Source organism: Gordonia lacunae, assembly GCF_002149015.1.
In the GTDB taxonomy this organism is placed as follows: domain Bacteria; phylum Actinomycetota; class Actinomycetes; order Mycobacteriales; family Mycobacteriaceae; genus Gordonia; species Gordonia lacunae.
The window spans coordinates 1-20,388 of record NZ_NGFO01000009.1; the positions used below are offsets into that span (position 1 = coordinate 1).

Consider the following 20,388-nt stretch of genomic DNA (forward strand, 5'->3'; position numbering starts at 1 on the left):
CCGCAGCACGCCGCGGCACCTCCGCCCCCGCCGTCCTCCCCGGAGATCWGTCTCCGCAAGGGCGCGCCCGTCAGCCTGGCCAAAGGGCAGCGGGTCACCCTCCGCAAGGAAGGTGGCGTGGCGCTCACCGACATCCAGATGGGATTGGGATGGGATCCGGTGCGCGGCGGATTCGGCCGGGGCGGCTCGATCGATCTCGACGCCTCGGTGCTCATGTTCTCGGGTGGGAAGTGCGTGGAGACCGTCTACTACGGCCATCTCAACAGCAAGAACCGTTCGATCCTGCATTCCGGGGACAACCTCACCGGTGAGGGCGAGGGTGACGATGAGGTCATCCGCGTTGCACTGCAGTCGGTTCCACCCCAGATCGACGCGCTGATGTTCATCGTCACGTCCTACCGGGGCCACACGTTCGAGAAGATCGAGAACGCCTACTGCCGGCTCGTCGACGAGACGACCTCAGCCGAGCTGGCCCGCTACACGCTCAAGGGCGGGATGCCGTTCACCGCGGTCGCGATGGCTGTCATCTCCCGCGACGGCGGCGAATGGAAGCTCCGCGCGATCGGCGACGGTTTCGACGCGAAGACACCGAAGAAGGCCGTACCACACGTCGGCAGATACCTCTGAGACCGATCGGTCAGATCACGCCGTGCAGGGGCGGTTCCTCGCCGCGCAGCACCCAGCGACCGATGTGCTGGTACTTCCACCGGACGGGATCGTGCAGCGTATGGGTGCGCGCGTCACGCCAGTAGCGGTCGAGACCGCTCCCGGCCGCGGCACTGCGGGTTCCGCTCACCTCGAACAGCGCCGACGCCACCGAGGGAGCCACCCGGTCGGCGACCGTCTTGGCCGTGGCGACAGCGATCGACGCCTCGGCGACCGCGATCGACGCGTCGACGACGCCGGCGCGACCCGACTCCCCCGACGCCGCACCCACGGCCGAGTCGACCCGACGGCCGGCGACCGCAAGAGTTGCCTCGGCGGTTGCCACGTCGACCTCCAGTTCGCCGAACCGCTGGACCACGAGCGGATCGTCGACGGCGCGGTCCACCTCGGCCTCGAACCACGGCCGTGACTTGGTGCGTACGAACTCCGCCGCCTCGCGCAGCGCACCGCGGGCGATACCGACATCGATCGCCACATGGAGCAGCTGGGCGAACGCCCCGTACCCGGTGGGTGTGGACGTGGCCGGTGCCCGCGCCACCAGGTCCTCGACCCCCACTTCCACCCCGGTGAACCGGACGGTCCCCGAACCGGTCGTGCGCTGCCCCACGGCATCCCAGTCATCGACGATCTCCACGCCGTCGGCGTCGGCCGGGATGAACGCGACGTACTCCGCGGGCGCGAGGTCGCCGGCGGCGACGTCCGATTTCGCGAGGACGGCGAGCGTGTCTGCGAAAAGCGATCCGGTGCAATAGAACTTCTCACCGTCGAGGACGAATCGAGTCGGGGATCCCTCACCGACCGGGCTCAACCTCGTCGAGATGTCGGCGATGGTCTTGCCACCCCGCTCGGACTGGGCGTTGGCCACCCGGCCGCCGGCGAGCACGTCGGTGAAGATCCGCTCCTGCAACGCCGGCCCTGCCGAGAGCCGGACGAGATTGAGGTAGACGAAGTGGCTGTGCGGGATCTGCGCGATGCTCGCGTCCGCCGCGGCCAGGATCGACACCACCTCGGTCAGCACGCTGGGCCGCACGTCGAGACCCCCGAAACGGGCGGGGACGGTGAGCGCCAGCAGACCCGACTCCGAGAGCCGGTCGATCTCGGCATGGGGCAACCGCCGTTCCCGGTCCCGTTCGGCCGCCCCCACCGCGAACTCCGCGGCCAGTTCGCGGGCCACGGACAATGCCTCGGCGTCGGTCCCGATTCGCGTGGCGGACCGTCGGCCCTGGCTCACTGCGGTCACGCCACTCCCGCAGGAGTCTGGGCGCCCTCGATCTCGCGGACCAGGGGAAGGACCTTCTCGCCGAAGTACTCGATCTCCTCCTGGAAGTGCAGGAATCCACCCAGGATGAGGTCGACCCCCAGTCGCTTGTAGGCGACGATGCGCTCGGCCACCTGTTCCGGGGTGCCGATCAGCTGGGTGCGGAATCCGTCGTTGTACTGGACGAGGTCCTCGAACGACGAGTCGGCCCACATACCCTTCTTGTCGCCGGTGGAGTTGCCCGCCTGCTGCACGGCGTCACGGAAGCCCTCGACCGCCGGACGATTCGCCTTCTCGACGATCTCACGCAGGGTGTCCCGGGCCTCCTTCTCGGTGTCGCGCGCGATGATGAAGCCGTTGAGCCCGAACTTCACCTCGCGCTGGTGAGCGCGTGCGACGGCGCGGAGGTCGTCGAGTTGTTCGGTGACGCCGTCGAAATCCTTGCCGTTGGAGAAGTACCAATCCGCGTAGCGCCCACCGTTGTTGCGCGCGGCCGACGAGTTCCCGCCCTGGAACAACTCCGGATTCGGGCGCTCGGGGGTGTTGAGCGGCTTGGGCTTCAGCGTGAAGTCGTGGATCCGGTAGAAGTCACCGCGGTAGTCGACCTCGTCCTCGGTCCAGATCTTGCGGATCACCTCGAGGAACTCGCCGCTGCGACGGTACCGCTCGTCGTGCTCGAGCCACGGCTCGCCGAGGTGGGTGAACTCGTCCTTGAACCAGCCGCTCACGACGTTGATCGCGAAGCGGCCCTTGGACAGATGGTCGGCGGTCGCGCCGAGCTTGGCCAGCACAGCCGGATGCCAGAGTCCCGGGTGCACCGCCGCGATCACCTTCAGCCGCTGGGTGGCGAGCAGCAGGGCGAGGCTGAAACTGGTGCTCTCGTGCTGGTATTCGGCTCCGTAGCTCGCCTCGTATCGCACCTGCGACAACGCGTACTCGAACCCGTTGTTCTCGGCGGTCTGCGCGAGTTTGACGTTGTAGTCGTAGTCCCAGCCGGTGCGCTGCTCGATGGTGCTGGTGACCAGCCCGCCGCTGACGTTGGGCACCCAGTAGGCGAACTTGATCTGATCCGCGATGGACTCGGTGGACATGGCTACCTCCGCGAGGTGTCGGTGACGTGGTGAGGGTGAAAAGAGTTGTCGGTCAGGATGATGCGGCCTGCAGGCGCGGCAGGAACGCGGTCCGCACGGCTTCGGACGGGCCGGCCGACGCCGGGTCGAGCAGACCCAACCGGGCGAGAGCGGGCCGGACCCCGTCGCCGAAGTGATACGCCTCTTCGAGGTGCGGATACCCGGACAGGATGAAATGGTCGAGTCCGAGCGCGGCGTACTCGGCGATGAGTGCGGCCACCTCGTCGTACGAACCGACCAGAGCGGTACCGGCACCACCACGGACCAATCCGACCCCGGCCCACACGCCGGGGTGGATCTCCAGCGAGTGCGGATCGTTGTGGTCGGCGAAACCGGCTCCACGGCCGTGGAGTTCGGACATACGCCGCTGCCCTTCGGACTCCGAGCGCGCCAGATTCTGCTGAGCGGTGGCGACCTGCGCCGGATCGAGCGCGCCGAGCAGCCGCGCCGCCTCGGCCCAGGCCTGCTCGGACGTCTCGCGGGCGATCACGTGGAACCGGATGCCGTGGGAGAGCTCCCGGCCCTGCGCGGCGGCGAGGCCGTTGACCCAGGCGATCTTCTCGGCGACCGCGTCCGGGCGCTCACCCCAGGTGAGGTAGGTGTCGGCGTGTTTGGCGGCGACGTCGCCTGCGGCCGGCGAGGACCCGCCGAAGAAGATCTCCGGCGTCGGATCGGGGCGGCGGCCGAGCTGCGCACCTTCGACGCGGAGGTACTTCCCGACCACGTCGACGGGCTCGTCCTCGGTCCAGAGCCGCCGGATGATCTCCAGGTACTCGTCGCAGCGCTCGTACCGCGCGTTCTTCGCCAGGAAGTCGCCGAAGGCGCGCTGCTCACTCGACTCGCCGCCGGTCACGACGTTGACCAGCAGACGGCCCTGCGAATGCCACTGGAACGTGGCGGCCATCTGCGCTGCCAGCGTCGGCGAGATGAGTCCGGGCCGGAACGCCACCAGGAACTTGAGGCTCTCGGTGGCGTCGATCAGTGCGGCCGTGGTCAGCCAGGCGTCCTCACACCACAGCCCCGCCGGCGTCAGGACCGCCTCGAAGCCGTTGGCCTCGGCGGCACCGGCGAGTTGCTTGAGGTATCGCAGATCGGCCGGGCGGTCCCCCGTCATCTGGCTGCCGTGTCCGCCGGCGATCAGGTTGCGCGAGTCGCCGTAGGTGGGCAGGAACCAGTGAAAATGCAGAGACACCGCGAGGGCACCTTTCGGTCAGGACGGCATGAAGCGAGCACGACACCGCCACGAGTCTCGTCTCAGAGAGGGCCGCCACGGTGTCTCGGCCCAGTGTCGGGCACCATCACGACCAGGGACCACAGTTGAAATCGCCCTGAGGGCAAATCGACAACCGCGGGTCCGGCCAGCTAGACGATGGATTCCCGCAGGTCAGTCGGTCGACGGGCGCCACTGGCCCATGCCGAGGAAGACCATCACGAGTTGCCGCTCGGTGCGCTCGACGATCTCCTGCTCCGCGCCACGGCCGCGGTACTCCCCGTCGAGTAGATCGGCCACGGCGGTGAGCATGATGATGACGATCAGCTCCGCCGCGAGTTCGAGATCATCGGGCTGCCACCGCGCCAGGTCGGGGATACGCGCGAGATCGATCGCGAGCTCTTTGGAGAACAGCCGGAGTTCGGTGTCGATCGCGCGCCGGATCTCGGCGATGCCGCCGTGCTGTTCCCGCACCAGGAACCGGAACTGCGATTCGTTCTCGCGTACATGTCGCAGCAGGATCGCGAGCGAGTTCTGCGCGGTCGGCAGCGCCTCGCGCGCCGCCAGGTCGCGTCGCCCGTCGCGCAGCGCCCGGCGTAGGACGCGCATCGAGTCCTCGACGACGGTGACCCCGAGATCTTCCATCGACGCGAAGTGACGATAGAAGGCAGTCGGCACGATCCCGGCACCGCGAGCGACCTCGCGGAGGCTGATGCTGCCGAAGCTGCGCTCACCGACCAGTGACCGCGTGGTGTCCAGCAGCGCCTGGCGCGTCTGGTTCTTGCGGTCCGCACGCGTCTGCGCGTCGCGCCGGCCCGACTCTCGCGTGCGTGTCACGCCCCCGAGTCTATGCGTCGCGTCGAGGGGCGATCCGAACAGGCCGAGCGGCGTCGTGACCGCTGTCACAGGAAACAACACTTGACGATCACCGGCCGTCGCGTGTCACACTTACCGGTGTACACATGTACACCGAAATACATCGAACGGAGCCCAGCCCATGAGCATCCGCACACCCCAGGACCAGACCCGCGCCGACGCCGAGCCCACCTCCGGCCGGTGGAGCCGCCTGGTCGGTTCGATCGTCGAGGCAGCGCTGTCGCCGCATCCGGTCGACCGCTACCTCGAACTGCTCGACCCGATGATCACCTGGCGCGATCTGCGCGGCGAGATCACCCGTGTCGAGCGTCCCACGTCGCGCACCGTCCGCCTCACCATCCGTCCGACCCGGCAGTGGCAGGGCCATGAAGCAGGTCAGTACGTGCAGCTCAAGGTCGTCATCGACGGCGTCCGGCACACTCGCTGCTTCTCCCCGGCCAACGCCGCCGCGGGCAGCGACGGCGACATCGAACTGACTATCACCGCCCACGACGACGGCTTCGTGTCCACTCATCTGCGTGAGCACGCCCGCGCCGGCGACGTCGTCGGCCTGTCTGCCGCGAGTGGTGACTTCGTGCTCCCGGAGACCGACCCGACGTCGGCGGTCTTCGTCAGCGGCGGCAGTGGGATTACACCTGTACTCTCAATGGCCAGAACACTCGTCTCTCGCCAGTTCGCCGGACCGATCACGTTCGTGCATTACGCACGCACGCCGTCCGACGTCGCCTACCGCGACGAATTGCGTGAGCTCGCCGCCGCGCATCCCCGGTTCGATCTGCGCCTGCACCACACCCGCGAGGAGGCCGACGGACACTTCACCGCCGCACACCTCGAGGGGGTCCCCGGACTGTCCGACGCCGACGTCTTCGTCTGCGGGCCGGCCACACTGATGGACGAGGTCGCACGAGTGCACGCCGAACTCGACATCTCGCAGCCGCTGCACAGTGAGGCCTTCGCTCCGGTCGTCCCGGCGGTCGACCCGGACTCCGTCGAGGGCGAGATCACGTTCTCCACCTCGGGGACATCGGCGGCCAACGACGGCCGTCCGATCCTCGACCAGGCCGAGGCCGCCGGACTCACACCCGAATCCGGGTGCCGGATGGGCATCTGCTTCTCCTGTGTCGCGACGAAGAAGTCCGGGTGCACCCGCAACGTCCTGACCGGCGAGGTCGACGACGAGTCCGACACCCAGATCCAGTTGTGCATCAGCGCCCCGGTCGGCTCCGTCGACATCGAGATCTGATGTCCGCGAGCTGACACCCCCAGATCCACCCTCCCCAGCCACATCTCCTCTCCGTGAAGGAGGCATTGCCATGACCATCGACATCAGCCGTGACGTCGAGACCACGATCGGTGACAACCTGCCCGCGCTGCATCGCGTCGGCGCCGACCAGAACGTCGCGGACGACCCCAACACCGTCGTCCTGTCCTACGAGCAGGTCGAAGCGCTCGGGCAGGACCTCGATGCCCTGCGCGCCCGCATCGTGGCCGACCTCGGCCAGAAGGACCGCGACTACCTCTACTCGGTGATCCGCGCCCAGCGCGGCTTCGAGATCGGCGGACGCGCACTCATGTATCTCGGGTTCTTCCCGCCGGCGTGGATCGCCGCGGTCGGCGCCCTCTCGGTGTCGAAGATCCTCGACAACATGGAGATCGGCCACAACGTCATGCACGGCCAGTACGACTGGATGCGTGAGGACACCTACAACTCCCGCGAATTCGAGTGGGACACCGTCTGTCCGGCCGACCAGTGGAAGCACAGCCACAACTACCTGCACCACACCTTCACCAACATCCTCGGTGAGGACCGCGACATCGGTTACGGCATCCTGCGCATGGCCCGCGACCAGAAGTGGAACCCCTACTACCTGGGGAACCTCGGGTACGCGACCGCGCTGATGCTGCTGTTCGAGTGGGGTGTCATGCTGCACGACCTCGAAGCCGAGAACGTCATCACCGGCAAGCGCAAGTGGAGCGACATCAAGGGCCTCGTGAAGGGCATGTGGCGCAAGGCCGGTCGTCAGGTCCTGAAGGACTATGTGGTGTTCCCGGCGCTCACCGGTCCGCTGTTCGTCCCGACCCTCATCGGTAACGCGACGGCGAACCTCGTGCGCAACGTGTGGACCTACTCGATCATCTTCTGCGGCCACTTCCCCACCGGCGCCCAGACATTCACGTCCGAGGAATGCCAGAACGAGACCCGTGGCCAGTGGTACCTGCGGCAGATGCTCGGTTCGGCGAACATCACCGGGAGCCCGCTGTTCCACATCATGAGCGGCAACCTGTCCCACCAGATCGAGCACCATCTGTTCCCCGACATCCCGGCCAGCCGCTACCCCGAGATGTCCGCGGAAGTCCAGGAGATCTGCGAGCGCTATGGGCTGCCCTACAACACCGGCTCCCTGAGCCACCAGCTCGCGTCGACCTGGAAGAAGATCGCCAAGCTGTCGCTCCCCAACTGGATGACCCGGGACGACGACGATCTGACGGTCATCGTCGAGCGCGAGAAGCCGGTGTCGGTCGCCTGATGCTGTTTGATCGGTGTGCCCCGGGGGTAGTCTCTGGGCACACCGATTGAGGTTCACACCGCAACCGACACAGCCGCAACCAAGTGCAGGGGGATTCCCGCAGCGATGGTCGACAGCATCGAACGCAACAAGGATCTGTTCCAGGAACTGATCGAGTCCACGGCCACGCACGTCGGCCGGATCGCGACGATCATCACCGGCGCCGTCGCGGGCGTGACCCGTGAGATCGGCGAGATCGTGACCGACGGGTTCGAGATGCGCGAGGCGGCCCGCAAGGCCAAGGCCGACGCGCGGTCGGACGACGCGTTCGGCATCATCGATGCCGAGTTCGCGGACGCGTCCACCGAGGTCGACCCCACGGATCCGTATGCCGAGTCCGAACAGGCGAGAGAGGTGACCGGAGTGGACATGGATGAACTCCCCGACCGCATCGATGTCGGCGAACAGGCCGGGATCGATCAGGAGGGCGAGGTCTCCCGGGAGGCCGAACTCGCCTCCGACGGCGGTGAGACCGACAAGGACGAGCCGGACGTCGACGATCCGCGTGATGTCGCGGCCTCGGAGCCGCGTATGGATCCGACCGCGGGGTCCTGACCCCGCCTGATCGGATCACGCTGGGCACAATCGTTGCCCGAAACGACGACCGCACGTACCTTGGTCGGCGGTTGTCCCTGCTCTCTCGGAGGTTGTCGCCCGATGTCGGTGCGCTCGGTACTCACGTTCCCGAACCCGGTCAACGACTATGCCGCGCGCACCACCGCGGGACTCGTCGTCGTCCTGGCGATCATCGCGGTCGCGGTGAACACTCCGGTGCTGTACGGGATCTTGGCTCTCGGATTCGTCCTGCGGGTGGCGTCGGGTCCCACTCTGTCCCCGTTCGGGCAGCTCTCGGTGCGCGTCCTCGTGCCGAAGGTCGTCCGTAAGGAGAAGTTGGTACCCGGGCCGCCCAAGCGGTTCGCGCAGACGATCGGACTCGTCGTCAGCGGCACCGCCTTCGTGTTGAGCCTGCTCGGCTACGGCCTGGCCGCTCAGATCACCACGGGCGTCCTGATCGCGGCGGCGACTCTCGAATCCGTCTTCGGCTTCTGCCTTGGATGCACGATCTTCGGATTCCTGCAGCGCCGCGGCGTCATCCCGGAGTCCGTCTGCGAGGCGTGCAACAACATCTCGCTCCGCAACCCGGCTGCCGTCTAGCGCCGCTCGTTCACCACTGATGGCCGTGCCCACCGCCTCGCGAGGTGGTGGGCACGGCCGTTCGTCGTGGAAGTGGCCGGTTCAGTCGTCGGACTTCACCGAGCGGTCTGGAACCGTCATGGCCATCATCATGATCTCGGTCTCGGTGTAGTCGCGGCCGGGGTGCTCGGCCGCGAGGTGGGCCTGGACAGCCGGGACGAAGTCGGTCTCGAGAGCCGTGATGGACTCGCCGCAGGGGCAACGCAGGTTATATGCCATGTGTCGCATGGTAACCGGGGTACCGGGCACTCAGTCGAGGATTCCCATCGCGATTCCGTCGAGGATGTCGTGTTCGCTCACGACCAGTTCGGTGATGCCGGCCCGTTCGGACAGCACTCGGGCGAGCTCGAGCGTCACCAGCGAGCCACCGCCGATCACATCGACGCGGCCGGGGTGCATCGGGCCCAGGGCCGCGCGATCGGCGCGTGTCATACCGATCAGGTTCCGGCAGACCCGATCGAGTTCGGGCAGCGAGATCGTCGACAGGTGGATCTTCTCGGAGTCGTAGTCGGGTAGGCCGGCGCCGATCGCGGCCAGGGTCGTCATCGTCCCGGCGACGCCGACCCACGTGCGGGCTTCCTCGACCGGCACCACGGCGAACGCCTCGGCAAGACGTGCGCGGGCGAACTCGGTCGCCTCGGCCAGTTCCCCCGGGGTCGGCGGGTCCGACGGCAACGCCCGCTCCGTCAGACGGACGCATCCGATGTCGGCCGAGTACGCCGCGCGCACACCGCCGGTGTCGCCGAGGACCACCTCGGTCGACCCACCGCCGAGATCGGTCACCACGAACGGCCCGGCCGCCGAATCCAATTCGCCGACGGCGCCGCGGAACGACAGCCGCGCCTCCTCGTCGCCGGTGATGACCTCGGCGATCGCACCCGTGACCACGCAGCCGAGCAGATCGGCGGTCATGGCGAAGAACTCGTCGCGGTTGGCCGCGTCGCGGGTCGCGGACGTGGCGACCATCCGCACCTTCTCGACGCCGAGCGCCTCCATCGTGTCGACATAGTCGCTCAGGGCGACTCGCGTCCGCTCGATGGACTCCGGGGCGAACATCCCGGTCGCATCCACGCCGTATCCCAGTCGGACGACGCGCATCTCACGATGGAGGTCGACCAGACGCCCGTCGGGGCCCGACTCGGCCACGAGCAGACGGATCGAGTTGGTGCCGCAATCCACGGCGCCGACGACGCTCATCCGCCGTTCCCCGTGGGCTCGGCCGGCTCGGCCGGCTCGGCCGGCTCGGGCCACTCTGCCGGGATCGCGGTGCCGCGCAACCCGTTCGCGGCCGCGAGCGCCACCGCCTCGTCGCCGAGGGGGTTGAGTCCGGGTCCCTTCGCCAGCGAATGCGCGATCAGGACGTGGAGGCACTTCACCCGATCGGGCATGCCCCCGCCGGTGAAATCGGTTCCGAGGGGTTCGATCGCGTCGCGCTCGGCGAGGTAGTCCTCGTGCGCACGGCGATACGCGGCGGCGAGTTGCGGGTCGTCGTGCAGGCGCGCGGTCATCCCCTTCATCACCCCGGCCGACTCCTGACGACTGGCCTCAGCGGTCAGACGCGGATCGGTCAGGTAGTAGAGGGTCGGGAACGGGGTGCCGTCGGGCAGCCGGGGCGCCGTCTTGACCACGGCGGGCCTGCCATCGGGCGTGCGATAGCTGATCTCGAGGACCCCGCGTGGTTCGCGACCGAGCTGCGCTGCCACCGTCGCGAGGTCCTCCGCGGAGACGTTGTGGTCGGAGGTGCTCACTGCGCGCCGGGCGGGGTCGACAAGGTGTCCCAGAGGTTTCCGTACCACGGGGCGCGGGCACGCTCCTCAGCACGTTCGGCGGCCTCGCGCCGCGCCTCGTCGGCGGGGAACAACATCACGAGCGGGATCTCTCCTGGTTTGACGAACTGCAGACGCGTCCGCGCCTGGGCCTCGATGTAGGCGGGATCGTTCTGCTCGTTGACCTTCTGCTGATAGTCCGCGACCTCGCGTCGCAACTGTTCGTTCGACGCGGTCAGCTGGCGGAATTCCGACCGCTGGCTGAAGTACGTCCGGAGCGGCATCGCTAGGGTCAACGCCACGACGCACACCACGACGACCGTGATCACGAGCGTCGCGAGGCTCGCGGGAGTCATCTCGATTCCGCGCAGGCGTGCACCGAGTCCGCCGCGGGCGGGGCGGCGCCGGTTCCGCGGCGACCGTTCCCGCTCGACGCGAGGGGTGCCGGCATCCGTGTCGTCGGCGGTCGGCGGGGCAGGGTCGGTGTGAGCCTCCTGCTCGCCGGCCTCGACCACGTCGTCCGGTGTCACCGGCTGCGTCGGGCGAGCGTGCCGCCGCGTGCGACGGGCGCGTTCGCGTGAGCGCGCGTCTACCCGACGATCGCGCCCACGCTGACGCCCGTCACCGCGGTGACGTCGCTGCGAAGCCATGCAGACAGCTAATCACGAACCAAACGAGAAACGCGGGAAGGCGAGGTCGCCCGCGTACCGTGCCGCGTCGCCGAGTCCTTCCTCGATGCGCAGCAGCTGGTTGTACTTCGCGACGCGCTCCGAACGGGCCGGGGCGCCGGTCTTGATCTGTCCACAGCTGCAGGCGACCGCGAGGTCGGCGATGGTGGTGTCCTCGGTCTCTCCCGACCGATGGCTCATCATCGTCTTGTAGCCGTTGTTGTGCGCCAGCGCGACGGCGTCGAGGGTCTCGGTCAGGGTGCCGATCTGGTTCACCTTCACGAGCAGCGCGTTCGCGATGCCCTTGGAGATCCCCTCCTCGAGACGCTCGGGATTGGTCACGAACAGGTCGTCACCGACGAGCTGCACCCGATCGCCGATCGACTCGGTCAGCTTGGCCCAGCCGTCCCAATCGTCCTCGGCGAGGCCGTCCTCGATCGAGACGATCGGGAAGTCGGTGATGAGCTTCTCGTAGAACGACACCATCTCGTCGGCGCCGAACTCCTTGCCCTCGAGCTTGTAGGCGCCGTTGGCGAAGAACTCGGTCGACGCGGCGTCGAGTGCGATCACGACGTCACGGCCGAAGTTGTAGCCGGCCTTGCCGACCGCCTCGCCGATGACCGCGATCGCGGCCTCGGTGTTCGGCAGGTCCGGGGCGAAACCGCCCTCGTCACCCAGTGCGGTGTTGAGGCCCTGCTTGTGCAACACGGACTTCAGCGCGTGGTAGACCTCGGCGCCGCAGCGCAGCGCTTCCTTGAAGGTCGGCGCACCGACCGGAGCGATCATGAATTCCTGGAAGTCGATGCCGTTGTCGGCGTGCTCGCCGCCGTTGATGATGTTCATCATCGGCACGGGCAGGATGTGGGCATTGGGTCCGCCGATGTAGCGGAACAGCGGCAATCCGGCCGATTCGGCGGCGCCCTTGGCGACCGCGAGCGAGACACCGAGCAGCGCGTTGGCGCCGATGCGGCTCTTGTCGGGGGTGCCGTCGCAGTCGAGCAGCGCCTGGTCCACGAGGCGCTGTTCCTCGGCCTCGATCCCGATCACAGCCGGGGCCAGGTCTCCGAGGACACCTTCGACGGCCTTGGTGACGCCCTTGCCCAGGTACCGCTCGCCACCGTCGCGCAGTTCGACGGCCTCGTGTTCGCCTGTCGACGCACCGGACGGCACGGCGGCACGGGTGAAGGTGCCGTCGTCCAGGACGACCTCGACCTCGACCGTCGGGTTGCCCCGCGAATCGAGAATCTCACGCGCACCTACCTGCTCGATGATTGCCACGGTTGCACCCCAATCTCGGTGGACGAGTTCGTCGGCGATATCCCAGGAGGCGAGTCCTCCGACGGGGCCGCCTACGCCGACGACGGCCGGTTCTGGTGCCGGCCGATACGCAAGAGCCTAGTGGCTGCGCCGAAGCCGCACGTGACAAGGTCGGCGCAACCGGCGCGACCGTTCCCGGCGGCGGTCAGAAGCGGACGTTGATCGAGTAGGCGTTGGCGTGATCGCGCACGTCCAGGACATACGCCATCGAGTTGTTGTAGGTCCGCACGGCCTTCTCCCAGCCCTCCGGATTCGTCATGTCGTTGCCGGCGGAGACGCAGAGGTAGCGGGCCGCCGACAGGGCGGCGTCGTCGATGTTGTCCGGGTCGGGAACGCCGTCACCGTTGGCGTCGACTCCGTAGCGCTTCCACGTCTCGGGGATGAACTGGAACGGCCCCATCGCGCGGTCGTGGGTGGGGTCCCCGTCGAGCTCGCCGCCGTCGGTGTCGCGGATCTCCATGTTCCCGCGGGTGCCGTCGAGTTTGGCGCCGCGGATGGGTGGGCTGACGTCTCCGTTGTCAGCCACCTCCGATCCCCGGTACCGGCCGTGTTTGCTCTCGACGCCGGCGATACCGGCGAGCGTAGTCCAGGCGATGCCGCACTCGGGGTGCTGCTGACGCTGGATCTCGGCGGCGTTGCCGTACGCCTGTAGCGAGATGATCGGGATACCGGTGGACTCCGAGATCGGCACCGCCCAGTCGTGCATCTTGGTCGCGGTCCGCCCGGGCGCGTTGATGTCGATGTAGGGCTGGGGTACGCCCGCCCCCGGCGGGATGCCCTCCGGGATGTCCGGCCTGCTCAGCGACGGCAGATCGATGCACCCGGCCAGCAGCACCGACGACGCGATCGCCACCGTCGAGGCGACGAGGCCGTTCTTCCACGAGATCGGCCGCCTCGATTCCCGACGCGCCGCATCCCGGCCCTCCACACGCATTCCTGCCTTGCTCCTGTCCCGGTCGGGGGTGGTTTCCCGGGCGGACCGCCCGAGGGGACCACGATCGCACAGCCGATCGGGTCTCCCGAAGATCAACACACAGTCTGTTGGGTCAACTGATCGCGGCAGAGTTCGGTTCCCGGGCGCCGGGAGCGCAGCGAGCGGGCCCGATGACACCCGGGCGCCGGGAGCGGAGCGAGCGGGCCCGATCACACCCGGGCGCCGGGAGCGCAGCGAGCGGGCCCGATCACACCCGGGCGCCGGGAGCGCAGCGAGCGGGCCCGTTGAGACGGACGCCGGGCGCCGGTCAGCCGACGCGGGGCCCCACGGTCCGGAATCCGATGTTGCTCGCCGTCGACTCCGGCGTGTTGTGCGATCGCGCGGCGACCCGGTAGCGGTGACAGTACGAGTCGTGGCACAGGTGGCTGCCGCCCCGGAGGACGCGTGCGCTCCCCCGGGCCGGCCCCTGCGGATCGGTGCGATCGGCCACGCGGTAGTACCGGGCGCTGAACCTGTCGGCGCACCATTCCCAGACGTTGCCGGCGCATTGGTACAGGCCGTGACCGTTGGGTTCGAAGGCCCGGACGGAGGTCGTACCGACCGGGCCGGTCGGCTCGTCGGGGAAATCGCCCCGGAAGATGTTGCAGCGTGGATCGTCTGCGGTGGGCGGCGCGTCGCCCCACGGGTAGCGTGCCCCGCGCAGTCCGCCCCGGGCCGCGTACTCCCACTGCGCCTCGGTGGGCAGGGCACGCCCGGCCCAGTCGCAGTAGGCCTGGGCATCCCGGTGGCTGACGTGGACGACGGGATGATCCGCCAGGCCGTCGAGGGTGCTGCCCGGTCCGGCCGGGCGACGCCACGATGCGCCGGCCACCGCCAGCCACCACGGGGTGCCGGGCACCGGCTCGCCGCGCGCGGTCGCGTAGGTGTGGAAGACCGCGGACCCGCCGAAGGTCTCGGCGTCGGTCCGGTGACCGGTCGCCGCCACGAAGGACGCGAACGCGGCGTTGGTCACCGCGGTGGTGTCGATGGCGAACGCGCTGAGCTCGACCTCGTGCACGGGCGTCTCACCGTCGGTGCGATAACCCTCGTCGAAGGCATCGCCCATGGCGAAGATCCCGGCCGGGATGTCTGCGACGTCGACGAGGTGCGGCCCAGACCCGCCACCTGTCCGTTCGACGTGCGGACCCGACCCACCCGCGTCGTCGTGGGCGGGTCCCGGGGGATGACAGCAACTCACCCCGCCATGATGCCGCGATCCATCAGGGCACCGAGGATCAGCGACGCCAGCCGGTCGATGTCCGCGCCGGTGGTGTCGAATCGCAGATCGGGGTTCTCGGGACTCTCGTAGGGCGCGTCGATGCCGGTGAGTCCGCGCAGTTCGCCGCGGCGGGCACGTTCGTAGAGCCCCTTGGGGTCACGGCGTTCGCACTCGGTGACCGGCGTCGACACGTGGACCTCGATGAAGTCGAGGTCGGCGGCGCGGTGGAGTTCGCGGGCGATCTCCCGGTCGGAACGCAGCGGCGAGACCATGGACGCGATGGCGATGACCCCCGCGTCGGCGAAGAGTCGGGCGACGTGTCCGACGCGCCGGATGTTCTCCGCCCGGTCACCGGCCGAGAAGCCGAGATCGTCGGAGATCCCGTGCCGGATGTTGTCACCGTCGAGCAGATAGGCGACGCGCCCGCGGCTGACGACGGCCCGTTCGAGAGCGACGGCGACCGTGGACTTGCCCGACGCCGGCAGACCGGTGAGCCACACCGTGGCACCCCGCTGTTCGGTGTGCGCCCATCGTTCCGCTCGGGCCAGTGAACTCGGGTGCCACTTGATGTCGTTGCGGGTCGCCTTGCCGGGGACGACCTCTCGCGGTTCGAGGATCGTCCCCGCGCCGACAGTGTCGTTGGACGCCTCGTCGATGAGGATGAACGCGCCGGTGTCGCGGTTGCTCGCATAGGGGTCCGCAGGGACCACCGACGATGTCCGCAGTGTGACGGTGCCGATGTCGTTGAGTACGAGTTCGCCTGGCGCGACGTGCTCGATGAGGGTGTCGGGGTCGAGGCGCCGCTCGAGCGATTGGACGGTCGCACGCACCGACGATGGGCCGTGCTTGAGCGCGACGCGGTCACCGGCACGCAGCGGGGAGTTCGACAGCCAGCACACGTGTGCGTCGATCTCCCGCGCGAGGACCGGCACATGCGCTCCCGGTGCGCCGCTGACGATGATGTCGCCGCGCCCGATGTCGATGTCGTCGGCGATCTGAATTCCCACCGAGAGCGGCGCCACCGCAACGTCTCTCGCGGGGTCGAGGGTGTCCAGCGCGGACACGGTCGTCCGGCTGCCCGACGGCAGCACGACGATCTCGTCACCGACACGCAGTGTTCCGGAGGCGAGCCGGCCGGTGTAGGTACGCCGGTTCGACTCGCTGGGACGCGACACCCACTGGATCGGGAGGCGCAGTTCCTCGGTCACCGGCGCGGGCGCGTGCAGCTCGACGTCCTCGAGATACTCCAGCAGGGTCGGCCCGGAGTACCACGGGGTGTTCGACGAGCGGTGCACGACGTTGTCCCCGTGCTTGGCGGCCACCGGGATCGCGGGGATCTCCCCGATCCCGAGTTGCACCGCGAGTTCGGCCAGCTCGGCGCGGATCTCGTCGAAACGGTGCTCCGAGTAGTCGACGAGGTCGATCTTGTTGACCGCCGCGATGACGTGCGGCACACCGACGAGTGTCGCAATCCGCGCGTGCCGGCGGGTCTGGCGGAGCAGCCCGTGCCGGGCGTCGACGAGCAGGATCGCGACGTGCGCGTTGGATGCCCCGGTGAACATGTTGCGGGTGTACCGCTCGTGTCCGGGTGTGTCGGCGAGGACGTAACTGCGTGTGGGCGTGGAGAAGAAGCGGTAGGCCACGTCGATCGTGATGCCCTGTTCCCGTTCGGCGCGGAGACCGTCGGAGAGGGCGGCCAGGTCGACGTCACCGTCGCCGTCGGTGACCGCGGCGAGGTGGTCGGTCGGCAGACTGCCGGTGTCGTGCAGAATCCGGCCGATCAGCGTCGACTTGCCGTCGTCGACGCTGCCCGCGGTGGCGATGCGCAGGAATTGCCGTGCGGCCGTACCGGTCTGGTCGCCACCGGGGACGACCGGTTGCGGAGAGGTGAGAGTCATCAGAAATACCCTTCGCGCTTGCGGTCTTCCATGGCGGCACTGGAGGTGCGATCATCGGCGCGGGTTTCCCCGCGTTCGGAGACGGTGGATTCGCTGATCTCGGCGATGATCTCCGAGATCGTGGTCGCCGTGGACCGGACGGCGCCGGTGATCGTGAGATCGCCGACCGTGCGGTACCGCACCCATTCGGTCCGGACCTCGTCGCCCTCGCGGGGGCGAGAATGTTCCGAGACCGAGAGCAGGATGCCGTCCCGGTCGAACACTTCGCGCTCGGCGGCGAAATAGATCGACGGGAGTTCGAGGTCCTCGAGCTCGATGTAGCGCCAGATGTCGGTCTCGGTCCAGTTCGACAGCGGGAACACGCGCACCGATTCCCCACGGCGGATCCGGCCGTTGTACAGCGACCACGGCTCGGGCCGCTGCGCGCGGGGATCCCATTGGCCGAACTCGTCGCGGAAACTGAAGATGCGCTCCTTGGCGCGGGCGCGCTCCTCGTCGCGACGGGCACCGCCGAACGCGGCGTCGAATCCACCCTTCTCGAGTGCGTCGAGCAGGGTCCGCGTCTGCAGGCGGTTCCGCGAACCCGACGGGTCGGTGGACTCGGCAACTCGTCCCGAGTCGATGGACTCCTGGACCGAGGCGACGATGAGGTCGATGCCCTCGGGGTTCTCCGCGGTCGGCGCGACCCGACGGTCACGGAACTCGATCACCTCGTCGAAATTGTGCCCGGTGTCGACGTGCATGATCGGGAAGGGCAACGGCGCGGGCCGAAAAGCCTTCTCGGCCAGACGGAGCAGGACGATGGAATCTTTTCCGCCGGAGAACAGCAGCACCGGCCGTTCCAGTTCGGCGACGACCTCGCGGATGATGTGCACCGCCTCGGCCTCCAGCACCCGGATGGCGGTCACATGGTCGAAGTCGCCGCCGTCGCCGGGATGGTCCCGGCCGGCGGGCGCCCGATCGAGCGAGCTCTCGTCTACAGCGGTCACAGTGGATATCCGTTCCGTTCGGCGTCGTCTCGATAGCGTCGGGCCCACTCCTTGGACCGCGAATTGGACTGTGGCTTCAGCGGTGGCGGGGGCGCCAGCTCCGGGTCCTGCCCGATCTTCTCCAGCACCCGCGCGGTCGCCTTCGTGGGATCGTTGACCAGGTCGCGGAACTCGATCTCCAGCGGTTCGATCCCCTCGGCGGCAAACCAGTCGCGCCATTGTCGTTCCTGGTCGACGAGGATGCCGGCGAGGTGCGCGATACCGCGTGCGTGGTAGACCGCGTCGTCGTGCTCGTCGGTGTCCGAGCCATCGTGGCGCCACACGCGGGTCTGCACTGCGCGCCACATCGACACCGCCTGCGGCACAACATCATCGCGATACACGTGGACGTACAGCGGGTCGGTCCCGTCGAACAGCCACCGGACGGCATCGCGCAGGGCACCCGAGGCGATGCGGCTGCGCGAGATCAGCAGCGGCGTCTGGTTCCACATCAACTTGCCACCCCACACCCCATTGGGGGTGCGTCCCGCGTCCCGGACGTCCGAGCGCCACGTCGCCGAATCGCGGGTGTCGACCACCCCGGGATCGAGTGGATCGAGGAGTTCGAGGATGGCGGGATCGGCGACTCCGGCGAACCATTCACGCGGCTGCGGGGCCTGAGACGAGTCGGGAAAGTACTGGAAGAACTCCTCCGGACGACCCGCGACGCCGGTGGTGGCGAGAGATTCCACCAGCAGTGTGCTGCCGCTGCGCTGGCTCGCGCACACCAGATAGTTTGCCGGTCCCGATGAGGACGTCACTGACATGAACGATGAGTCTAGCGAGCCGAAAAACCACCGCAAGCTGGCCTTTTACGCGCATGAAGGTCGAAACCATTGACACCGGGACCGCGCTGTGCCGGGGGCGGACCGCGGTGTCCGAGATGAGGAGTTCTCGCGGGCGCGCCGCTCAGCGCTCGCCCGACGTGATCTCGCCGGCGAGTTCGCGCCGGGCACCCAGCGGACGCCGCGACGGCAACGCCTCCTCCTTGCCCGCCACCTGCGCCGCCTTGGCGTGGAACGCATCCATGAACGCCTGCGCGATCGCCGTTCCGGTGGCGTCGTCGGGCAGTTCGTCACCGGTGCGTGCACGCCAGTCCGCCAGCGCTCGCGCGAGATCGGAACGCACCCGGGCGTAGGACGGATCGTCGGCAACATTGTTGCGCTCATGAGGATCGGAACGCAGGTCGTAGAGTTCGACGCGAGACCGATCCCGTTGCACGTCTTGCTGATCCAGAGATCGGGCGGACAAGCTGTCGGCGATGTCGAGCGGGAGGAGGAGCGCCGGTCGCGCCGCGTAGTTCTCGATGTAGCTGAAATCCTTGGTGCGCACGGCCCGGATCGGATCGAACGCATCGTGGTAGGTCTTCTCGGTGAACACCTCGGTCCGGACGGTGACGTCCGTCGCCCCCGCGATCGCCGCGGCGTGCGAGTCACCGTCCACGGCCCCCGGGATGTCCAGACCCACCAGCTCCAGGAGTGTCGGTGTGAGGTCCACCCCGGAGAACAGGTCGTCGTACACCGTCGGTGCGATGCCGCGCCGGGCCGGCGGCCGCATGATCAGCGCCACCCCGGTGCCCTCGGCGTACAGCGTCGACTTGGCGCGCGGGAACGCCAGACCGTGGTCGGTGACGAACACGATCCAGGTGGAATCCTCGAGGCCGAGTTCGGCCACGGTGTCGAGTAACCGGCCCACGGCGGCGTCGGCCTTGGTGATCGAGCCGTGCAGGCCCGCCAGGTCGTCGCGGACATCCTCGGTGTCCGGCAGGAAGCCGGGTACGGCGATCGTGCTGGTGTCGGCGGGTTTGTACTCGTCGGCCGGGTAGGGGCGATGCGTCTCGAAGAAGCCCGCGGTCAGAAAGAACGGCCGATCGTCGTGGGCATGACGCCGTAACCAGTCCTGAGACTGATCCACCACGTAGTCGCATCGCGAGTCCGACACGTCCACCGAGTCGAATCCGAGCCGGCCGGGGTCCGCACTCTCGTGTTGCATGCCGAAGAGGGCTGAGCGGTAGCCGGCGTCGGCGAGAAGCGCCGGAAGCGTCTGCACATCCGGGAAGTACTCGAACCCGTGGTGGGCGAGGCCGACGAGCCCGTTGCCGTGCGGGTAGCGCCCGGTGAACAGGGAACCCCGGGCGGGCGAGCACAGTGGCGCCGTCGCGTGCGCGTCGGCGAACCGGATACCCGACGCGGCGAGGTCGTCGAGAACGGGACTCTCGACGCCATCGGCGCCATAACACCGCAGATGGCGACCGAGATCGTGCCAGTGCACCAGGATCACGTTGTCGCGGCGCGCGGCATCGGGTGAAGAGACCATCCGTCCATGATGACGCAGACGATTCCCGTCCCGGGCCCCACCCGCTCGGACCGATTCCGACAATCCGCCCACCGCACAGCCAGCCGACATCAAATCAGTGTGCGCAAAAGTCCTGGCCGGGACCGATTCCGCGTGCTCCGGCGGCCGCATGAGCCCATATGCCCTATGCCGGATGCTCTTTCGGGTCTAACCTTCGGTGTGGTTAGGCTCAGCGAACCTGCGGCGCCGACAGCATCGGGAGGGATGGCTTCGTGACACTGGTCGTATCGGACGGCCGCCTGTTCGCAGCAGCGAGCGACGCG

General features: G+C 68.3%; 20 protein-coding genes. 5 read left to right on the top strand and 15 right to left on the bottom strand.

Annotation, left to right across the window (positions count from 1 at the left end; all coding sequences use genetic code 11):
* Positions 1-627, top strand: a 627-nt coding sequence (locus tag CA982_RS09460) for a TerD family protein (RefSeq protein WP_144066012.1), incomplete at its 5' end; no start/stop codon positions are given.
* A gap of 10 nt (positions 628-637) precedes the next feature.
* On the opposite strand, the gene CA982_RS09465 is transcribed toward CA982_RS09460, so the two are convergent.
* The 4 genes from CA982_RS09465 to CA982_RS09480 form a co-directional block, all read right to left on the bottom strand.
* On the bottom strand, positions 638-1,906 hold the full coding sequence (locus CA982_RS09465) for an SfnB family sulfur acquisition oxidoreductase (protein ID WP_086535090.1): 1,269 nt from the start codon (positions 1,904-1,906) through the stop codon (positions 638-640).
* Positions 1,903-3,015 carry a dimethylsulfone monooxygenase SfnG gene (gene sfnG, locus CA982_RS09470; RefSeq protein WP_086535091.1) on the bottom strand — a complete coding sequence of 371 codons (1,113 nt, stop codon included), beginning with the start codon at positions 3,013-3,015 and terminating at the stop codon, positions 1,903-1,905. Before sfnG ends, CA982_RS09465 begins: the two co-directional genes overlap by 4 nt.
* Positions 3,016-3,067: 52 nt before the next feature.
* Positions 3,068-4,246, bottom strand: a complete 1,179-nt coding sequence (locus CA982_RS09475) for an LLM class flavin-dependent oxidoreductase (RefSeq protein WP_086535092.1) — start codon at positions 4,244-4,246, stop codon at positions 3,068-3,070.
* Between the two features lie 192 nt (positions 4,247-4,438).
* Positions 4,439-5,101, bottom strand: coding sequence for a TetR family transcriptional regulator (locus CA982_RS09480; RefSeq protein ID WP_086535223.1), 663 nt, complete (start codon positions 5,099-5,101; stop codon positions 4,439-4,441).
* 160 nt (positions 5,102-5,261) lie between these two features.
* Here CA982_RS09480 and CA982_RS09485 point away from each other — a divergent pair, with 160 nt between their 5' ends.
* From CA982_RS09485 to CA982_RS09500, 4 genes are all read left to right on the top strand, one after another.
* On the top strand, positions 5,262-6,383 hold the full coding sequence (locus tag CA982_RS09485) for a ferredoxin reductase (protein WP_086535093.1): 1,122 nt from the start codon (positions 5,262-5,264) through the stop codon (positions 6,381-6,383).
* Positions 6,384-6,453: 70 nt separating this feature from the next.
* The gene (locus CA982_RS09490) at positions 6,454-7,668 is read left to right on the top strand and encodes a fatty acid desaturase family protein (RefSeq protein WP_086535094.1); all 1,215 of its coding nucleotides are present in this window, start codon (positions 6,454-6,456) and stop codon (positions 7,666-7,668) included.
* A 105-nt stretch (positions 7,669-7,773) separates the two neighbouring features.
* Positions 7,774-8,262: a hypothetical protein gene (locus CA982_RS09495; RefSeq protein ID WP_086535095.1), complete on the top strand. Its 489-nt coding sequence runs from the start codon at positions 7,774-7,776 to the stop codon at positions 8,260-8,262.
* A 102-nt stretch (positions 8,263-8,364) separates the two neighbouring features.
* Positions 8,365-8,862 (top strand): DUF4395 domain-containing protein, encoded by a 498-nt coding sequence (locus CA982_RS09500; protein ID WP_086535096.1) that lies wholly within the window; start codon positions 8,365-8,367, stop codon positions 8,860-8,862.
* Between the two features lie 81 nt (positions 8,863-8,943).
* Here the strand turns inward: CA982_RS09500 and CA982_RS26680 are convergent, their stop codons facing one another.
* The 11 genes from CA982_RS26680 to CA982_RS09550 form a co-directional block, all read right to left on the bottom strand.
* Entirely contained in the window at positions 8,944-9,120 is a 177-nt protein-coding gene (locus CA982_RS26680) for a hypothetical protein (protein WP_167383349.1), read from the bottom strand.
* 30 nt (positions 9,121-9,150) lie between these two features.
* The gene (locus CA982_RS09505) at positions 9,151-10,098 is read right to left on the bottom strand and encodes a Ppx/GppA phosphatase family protein (protein ID WP_086535097.1); all 948 of its coding nucleotides are present in this window, start codon (positions 10,096-10,098) and stop codon (positions 9,151-9,153) included.
* On the bottom strand, positions 10,095-10,649 hold the full coding sequence (locus CA982_RS09510) for a DUF501 domain-containing protein (protein ID WP_086535098.1): 555 nt from the start codon (positions 10,647-10,649) through the stop codon (positions 10,095-10,097). Before CA982_RS09510 ends, CA982_RS09505 begins: the two co-directional genes overlap by 4 nt.
* Positions 10,646-11,317: a septum formation initiator family protein gene (locus CA982_RS09515; RefSeq protein WP_086535099.1), complete on the bottom strand. Its 672-nt coding sequence runs from the start codon at positions 11,315-11,317 to the stop codon at positions 10,646-10,648. Before CA982_RS09515 ends, CA982_RS09510 begins: the two co-directional genes overlap by 4 nt.
* A 12-nt stretch (positions 11,318-11,329) precedes the next feature.
* Positions 11,330-12,613 carry a phosphopyruvate hydratase gene (eno, locus tag CA982_RS09520; protein WP_086535100.1) on the bottom strand — a complete coding sequence of 428 codons (1,284 nt, stop codon included), beginning with the start codon at positions 12,611-12,613 and terminating at the stop codon, positions 11,330-11,332.
* A gap of 184 nt (positions 12,614-12,797) precedes the next feature.
* Positions 12,798-13,586 (bottom strand): lytic transglycosylase domain-containing protein, encoded by a 789-nt coding sequence (locus CA982_RS09525; RefSeq protein ID WP_086535101.1) that lies wholly within the window; start codon positions 13,584-13,586, stop codon positions 12,798-12,800.
* Between the two features lie 307 nt (positions 13,587-13,893).
* A complete protein-coding gene (locus CA982_RS09530; protein WP_086535102.1) occupies positions 13,894-14,823 on the bottom strand; it encodes a formylglycine-generating enzyme family protein in 930 nt (309 codons plus the stop codon).
* Entirely contained in the window at positions 14,820-16,742 is a 1,923-nt protein-coding gene (gene cysC, locus CA982_RS09535; RefSeq protein WP_086535103.1) for an adenylyl-sulfate kinase, read from the bottom strand. The genes CA982_RS09530 and cysC overlap by 4 nt, the downstream gene beginning before the upstream one ends.
* The gene (cysD, locus tag CA982_RS09540; RefSeq protein WP_425269063.1) at positions 16,742-17,731 is read right to left on the bottom strand and encodes a sulfate adenylyltransferase subunit CysD; all 990 of its coding nucleotides are present in this window, start codon (positions 17,729-17,731) and stop codon (positions 16,742-16,744) included. Before cysD ends, cysC begins: the two co-directional genes overlap by 1 nt.
* Positions 17,728-18,537, bottom strand: a complete 810-nt coding sequence (stf0, locus tag CA982_RS09545) for a trehalose 2-sulfotransferase (protein ID WP_086535104.1) — start codon at positions 18,535-18,537, stop codon at positions 17,728-17,730. The genes cysD and stf0 overlap by 4 nt, the downstream gene beginning before the upstream one ends.
* Before the next feature lie 142 nt (positions 18,538-18,679).
* Positions 18,680-20,086 (bottom strand): sulfatase family protein, encoded by a 1,407-nt coding sequence (locus CA982_RS09550; RefSeq protein ID WP_086535105.1) that lies wholly within the window; start codon positions 20,084-20,086, stop codon positions 18,680-18,682.
* Positions 20,087-20,388 lie beyond the last annotated feature (302 nt).